This window comes from Falsiroseomonas oryzae (genome assembly GCF_027856955.1).
In the GTDB taxonomy this organism is placed as follows: domain Bacteria; phylum Pseudomonadota; class Alphaproteobacteria; order Acetobacterales; family Acetobacteraceae; genus Falsiroseomonas; species Falsiroseomonas oryzae.
Genome location: NZ_JAPSMD010000346.1, coordinates 1 through 5,640, shown reverse-complemented (window position 1 = coordinate 5,640; position 5,640 = coordinate 1). Strand labels below are relative to the sequence as shown.

General features: G+C 74.2%; 7 protein-coding genes. All 7 read right to left on the bottom strand.

From position 1 onward, the window contains the following. Nucleotides 1-451, bottom strand: a 451-nt coding sequence (locus OZN99_RS23910; protein WP_270937756.1) for a hypothetical protein, incomplete at its 3' end; no start/stop codon positions are given. Beyond that, complete coding sequence (locus OZN99_RS23905) at nucleotides 448-1,815, bottom strand: YcjX family protein (RefSeq protein WP_270937755.1); 1,368 nt, start codon at nucleotides 1,813-1,815, stop codon at nucleotides 448-450. The genes OZN99_RS23910 and OZN99_RS23905, both read right to left, overlap by 4 nt. A 189-nt stretch (nucleotides 1,816-2,004) precedes the next feature. Continuing rightward, on the bottom strand, nucleotides 2,005-2,400 hold the full coding sequence (gene gloA / locus OZN99_RS23900) for a lactoylglutathione lyase (protein WP_270937754.1): 396 nt from the start codon (nucleotides 2,398-2,400) through the stop codon (nucleotides 2,005-2,007). After that, nucleotides 2,397-3,290, bottom strand: a complete 894-nt coding sequence (locus tag OZN99_RS23895) for an LpxI family protein (protein WP_270937753.1) — start codon at nucleotides 3,288-3,290, stop codon at nucleotides 2,397-2,399. Before OZN99_RS23895 ends, gloA begins: the two co-directional genes overlap by 4 nt. Next, on the bottom strand, nucleotides 3,290-4,144 hold the full coding sequence (gene lpxA / locus OZN99_RS23890; RefSeq protein WP_270937752.1) for an acyl-ACP--UDP-N-acetylglucosamine O-acyltransferase: 855 nt from the start codon (nucleotides 4,142-4,144) through the stop codon (nucleotides 3,290-3,292). Before lpxA ends, OZN99_RS23895 begins: the two co-directional genes overlap by 1 nt. Before the next feature lie 8 nt (nucleotides 4,145-4,152). After that, nucleotides 4,153-4,629 carry a 3-hydroxyacyl-ACP dehydratase FabZ gene (gene fabZ / locus OZN99_RS23885; RefSeq protein WP_270937751.1) on the bottom strand — a complete coding sequence of 159 codons (477 nt, stop codon included), beginning with the start codon at nucleotides 4,627-4,629 and terminating at the stop codon, nucleotides 4,153-4,155. A gap of 24 nt (nucleotides 4,630-4,653) precedes the next feature. Continuing rightward, nucleotides 4,654-5,640 (bottom strand): UDP-3-O-(3-hydroxymyristoyl)glucosamine N-acyltransferase (gene lpxD / locus OZN99_RS23880; protein WP_333779767.1); only part of this gene is annotated, 987 nt, incomplete at its 5' end.

Here is a 5,640-nt window from a genome sequence, read left to right as displayed (position 1 = left end):
CCGCCTGGCGCAGCGCCGGGATCGCGGCATCGGCGGACGGCACCCGCGCGGCCCAGGCCAGCGCCTGGGCCCGGGCCGCCGGAAAGTCGTTGCGCGCGAAGGCAGCGCGCGCCCGGTCCACCGCGGCCAGGCCCATCAGGCCGCGCAGCTCGCGCAGCCCCGCCCAGACAACCAGCCCGTAGCCGCCGAGCGCCACCGCCAGCGTCAGCACGCCCAGCCAGGCGGCCCGCGCGAACTGGTCCAGCACGAAATTCGCCACATCCAGCGCCGAGAGCCCGAGCACCAGCACCGCGACGCCCGTGGCGGCCAGCGACAGCGCCGACCAGCGCCGCTTCACCGGCGGTGCGGCCACCGGCGCCACCGCCTGTTCCCAGCCGAAGTCGAGCCGCGGCGCGGGTGTCTCGTCGTCCTCCGTGAGCACCCGGGGACCGCGTGGGAGGTGACCGCTCACAGCAAATCTCCGATCAGCGCCGCCAGCAGCGCATCGAGTCCGAGATGGGGAATGCCGGCCCCGCCGTCACCGCTCAGCCGTGGCGGCTGGAACACCGGCATCTCGAAGAAGGCGTGGCTCCAGAAGGACGCCTCGGGCCGGCGCATCGGCACCTCGCCCGGATAGACCTTGGCCGATCGCCCGCCCTCCAGAAGCACGCCGCGCACCGCCGCCACCGGCCGGCCGTCCAGCATCGCCACGTCGTCCTCGGTGCAGCGGATGGCGGCAACCGGGTGCACCGAGGTCTGGGTGTCGAGCGGCCCGCCGGCGCTGCGCCCCACCAGGTCGGCCACCAGCCCCGTCAGCGCGTCGCGCGCGCGCGCCGGCACGTGGTCGGCCTTGGTGGCGGCGAAGGCGACGCGGCGCACCCCCTGCCCGGTGACGAGGTCGAGCAGCCCGAGCCCGCCACGCAGGCTGGCACCCACGGCCGCCAGCGCCTCCGCCGTGTCGTCGAAGGCTTCCTCGCCGGCATGCAGCGCGCCGAGCGCATCCACCAGCACGGCCTGGCGGTGGAAGCGGCGGAAGAAGGGGGCGAAGAAGCTGGCGCGCTGGTCGGCGAGGTAGGCCGCGTAGCGCCGGGCCATCAGCGCCGCGAGCCCGACGCCGTTCGGGTTGGGCAGCGGGAAGAACCACAGCAGCGGCGCCTCCCCGCGCGGGCCGGCGTTCAGCGTGCGGCCGGGCTGGAGGAAGCGGAAGCCCAGCTTGTCGCGGCAGGTGCGCAGCGCATCGCGATACAGCGCGAAGCCTTGCCGGGCGAGGGATTCCTCGGCTGGCGGATCGGCCGGCAGCGCATCCACGAAGGCCAGGAAGGCGGCCGCCGCCTCGGCCCGCTTGCCCCGCCGCATGCGCGCCAGGGTGGTGCGCGACCAGTCCGGCCAGGCCTGGTTGAGCATGGGCAGGTCCAGCAGCCATTCGCCGGGGTAGTCCAGCAGCTCCAGCGTGACCCGCCGCGGGCCGGCGAACAGCGCGCGCGCCTGGCCGAAGAGGGAGCGCGGGTCGAGTTCCAGCGCGATCTCGAGCGTCGAGAGGTCCTCGGTGCGCTCCGGCCAGCGCGGCGGCTCGCTGGCCAGCGCCAGCAGGTGACCGGGCGCGTCGAAGCGGGGCGTGGCCTGGGTCTCGGCCGGGATCAGCCGGGCGCTGCGCAGCCTGCCACCGGCGGCTGTCTCCAGCGCCGGCAGGGTGCGTGCCCCCTGCCCGGCCGCCAGCAGGTTCGCCACGATGGATGTCAGGAACACCGTCTTGCCGGCGCGGCTGAGGCCGGTCACGGCCAGGCGCACGCGCTCCCGTCCGGCGAGCGACCGCGCGAGGTCGCCGACGCCGGCCACGGCATCCTCGACGGGACCGAAGAGGGGAGGAAGGGCCAGGGAGAGGGGCTCCGTCGGGGCGGGTCGATGCCAGGGTGCCCGCCCGCCGGCCGGAGCCGGGGCGGAAGGAGCCCTAGCAAGCCTGCGACGCGGCGCCGCGGCAAGACGGGCGGGCCGGGTTCCCGGTGCCGCCCGGCAGGCCGGCGCCGGTCAGGTCCGCTCGATCAGCTCGATCTTGTAGCCGTCCGGATCCTCGACGAAGGCGATCACCGTCGTGCCGAACTTCACCGGCCCGGCTTCGCGCGTGACCTTGCCGCCGCCGGCGCGCACCTTCTCGCAGGCCGCCCTCACGTCCGGCACGCCGACCGCAAGGTGGCCGAAGGCATTGCCGAGCTCGTATTTCTCGACGCCGTAGTTGTAGGTCAGCTCGATCTCGCCCTGGCCTTCCTTGTTCCCCTCGCCGTAGCCGAGGAAGGCGAGGGTGTATTTCCCGTCCGGGACGTCGCGCCGGCGCAGCTCCTTCATCCCGAGCAGCTCGGTGTAGAACTTCACGCTGCGCTCCAGGTCGCCGACCCGGATCATGGTGTGCAGGAACTTGCCGCTCATCCGCCTCGTCCTTCCGCTTCCAGGAATTCGGCAGGGCGGATCGCGGCCAGGAACAGACCTGCCGCATCCGCCGCCGCCACCGTCTCCGCCCGGTCCAGCACGATCGTACCGGCCGCCTGCGCGCCCTGCCCGGACCGCGCTTCCACGGCGATCCCCGCGAGGCCCGCCGCGGCCGCGCCGCGGACCGTCTCCGGCCCGATCGCCGGCAGGTCCGCGCGCACATCCTGGCGCGGCTTGACCAGCTTCACCAGCACGCCGCCGGGACCTTCGCGGCGCAGCCCGGCGCAGCGCGCGAGCAGCGCATCGGTTCCCTCGATCGCTTCCACGCCCAGCACAAGGCCCTGCTGCACCACGCAGCACTGGCCCACATCGGCCGCGCCGAGCGCCTGCGCCACGGCGATGCCTCGGGCGATGTCGGCGCGCGCCTGGGCGTCGGGCTTCGCGGCGGTTGGCGTGCCGGGCTCCATCAGCAGCCCGTCCATCACCTCCTGAGCGCCCAGCGGGTTGAAGCCCTCCGCCCGGATCAGGTGCAGCACGGCGGAGAGCAGCCCGTCATCGCCGCCGAACAGCGCCCGGGCGCCGAGCTTCGCGGCCAGCCGCGCGCCTTCCGCGTCGAAGCGCAGGGAGAGCAGCGAAGGCCGGGTGACGCGTCCGGCGAGCACCAGGTCGCGCGCGCCGCGGGCGCGCAGCGCCGCCACCATCCGCCCGATCTGGCCCAGCGCCACCACCTCGTGCGGGTGGCGGGCGAAGTCGGCGGGCGCGGCGAAGCCCTCGAGCAGCACGCAGAACACCGGGCGGCCGGCGCTGGCCACCGCATCGGCCACGCGCACCGGCATCGCGCCGGCGCCCGCGATCAGCCCCAGCGGGCCGGCGGAGCCGGCTTGCGACATCAGGCGGGGTCCGTGTCCTCGTCCTCGCCGCCGCGGCCGAAGGGGCAGAGCCCGTGGCGGCCACGGTCGCGCACGAAGTCGAGGATCTCGGCGACGAGCGGGTTGCCGGGATGGGCGGCGGCGACGGCCTCCACCTGGTCCTCCGGGCGGGCGCCGCGGTAGAGGTCGTGCACGGCACGCGCCACCACCATCGTCTGTTCCTTGGACAGTCCGGCGCGACGGCGCAGCGCGATGGTGTTCAGGCCCGCCAGCTTCGCGCGGTAGCCCTTCACCCGGCCGAAGGGCAGCACGTTCTTCTCCACCCCCGACATGCCGGCCACCAGCGCCATGCGGCCGATGCGCACGAACTGCTGGATGGCGGCGCCGCCCTGGATGACCGCGAAGTCGCCGATCCGCACATGACCCGCCAGCATGACGTTGTTCACCAGGATCACGCCGTCGCCCAGCTGGCAGTCATGCGCCACATGCGCCACGCACATGATCAGGCAGTCCGCGCCGATGCGCGTCCAGCCGTCGCCGCCCACGCTGCCGCGGTGGATCGTCGCGTGTTCCCGCACATGGGTGCGCGCGCCGATCTCCACGCCGGTCGGCTCGCCCTTGTACTTCAGGTCCTGCGGCGGCAGGCCGATGGTCACGAATGGCGCCACGCGCACGCCGGCGCCGAGACGCACGATGCCGTCGAGCACGACATGCGCGGTGAGCTCGACGCCTTCGTCCAGCACGCAGTCCGGCCCAACGACGCAGCCCGGCCCGATGCGGCAGCCCGCCGCGATGGAGGCACCCGGCGCCACGAAGGCGGCGGGGGAGACGACGGCGGCGGGGGAGACCGCGCCGCCGGGGGCGGGATGATCCAAGGCGCGCGCTACCGGTCGAGGATCATCGCGGAATAGGTCGCCTCGGCGACCACCTTGCCGTCCACCTTCGCCTCCGCGCTGAACTTCCAGATGCTGCCGCGCTGCTTCTCCTTGCGGACATGCACGCGCATCTGGTCGCCGGGTACCACGGGCTTGCGGAACTTGGCGCCCTCCACCGTCATGAAGTAGACCAGCTTGCCGGCGGCCGAGGGACCCAGCGTCTCCACCACCAGCACCGCCGCCGTCTGGGCCATGCTCTCGATGATCAGCACCCCCGGGAAGACCGGGTGCTGCGGGAAGTGGCCTTGGAAGAAGTTCTCGTTGATCGAGACGTTCTTGATGCCGATGGCCGACTGGTCGGGGACGATGTCCACCACGCGGTCCACGAGCAGGAAGGGGAAGCGGTGCGGGATCGCCTGCATGATGCGGGCGATGTCGTAGGCGCCGACGCTGCCCGTCGTCTCGGCGCTTGGGGTGGCGTCCATGGTCCTCCCTTCCGTCTCCCGGTCTCAGCCGCGCGAGGGCTTCTGGCCCAGCCGGCGCAGGGCAGCAACGGCCCGCAGCGTCTCCTTGGCGGGCCAGGCGGGGCTGCCGACCACGTCGGTGCCGGCCGGGATGTCGTTCATCACGCCGGCCTGCGCGCCCACCCGCACGCGGTCGCCGAGCGTCAGGTGCCCCGTCACGCCGGACTGCCCGCCCAGCTGGACACCGTCGCCGAGCGTCGCGGAGCCGGATATGCCCACCTGCGCGACGATCACGCAAGCGCGACCGGTGCGGACGTTGTGGGCGACCTGCACCAGGTTATCCAGCCGCGTGCCGGCGCCGAGCACCGTGTCCCCCTGGCTGCCGCGGTCCACGCAGGAATTGGCGCCGATCTCCACCGCGTCGCCCAGGATGACGCGGCCCAGTTGCGGCATGGTCTCGAACCGGCCTTCGGGCGTCACCGCGAAGCCGAAGCCCTCCTGCCCCACGCGCGCGCCGGGGTGCAGCACCACGCCGCGGCCGGCCAGGCAGTGGCTGAGCGAGGCATGGGCGCCGATGCGGCAGCCCTCGCCGAGCACCACCCCTTCCCCCACCACCGCATGGGGCCCGATCACGCAGCCCGCGCCCAGCTCCGCCCCGGCGGAGATCACCGCATAGGGGCCGATCTCGCAGCCCGGGCCGAGGGTGGCGGTGGGATCGACCACGGCGGTCGGGTGGATGCCCGGCCGCGCCGCGGCGCGCGGATGCAGCCGCGCCGCGATGCGCGCGAATCCGAGATAGGGCTGGGCGGTGACGATGGCGGCAACGCCCTGCGGCAGCTTCGCGGCGAACTCCTCGGCCAGCACCACGGCGGCAGCGCGCGTGGCGCTCAGCTGGGACGCGTAGCGCCGGTTGTCCAGGAAGGAGACTTCCGACGGACCGGCCGCGTCCAGCGGCCCGACGCCGCGCAGCACCAGCCCGGCATCGCCGCCGCGCAGCGCGCCGCCGGCGATGCCGGCGGCCTCGGCCAGGGT

Bases quoted from the DNA above. Each gene is read 5' to 3' on its own strand.
- gloA (WP_270937754.1), bottom strand. From the start codon at position 2,400: ATGAGCGGCAAGTTCCTGCACACCATGATCCGGGTCGGCGACCTGGAG.
- fabZ (WP_270937751.1), bottom strand. From the start codon at position 4,629: ATGGACGCCACCCCAAGCGCCGAGACGACGGGCAGCGTCGGCGCCTAC.
- OZN99_RS23895 (WP_270937753.1), bottom strand. From the start codon at position 3,290: ATGTCGCAAGCCGGCTCCGCCGGCCCGCTGGGGCTGATCGCGGGCGCC.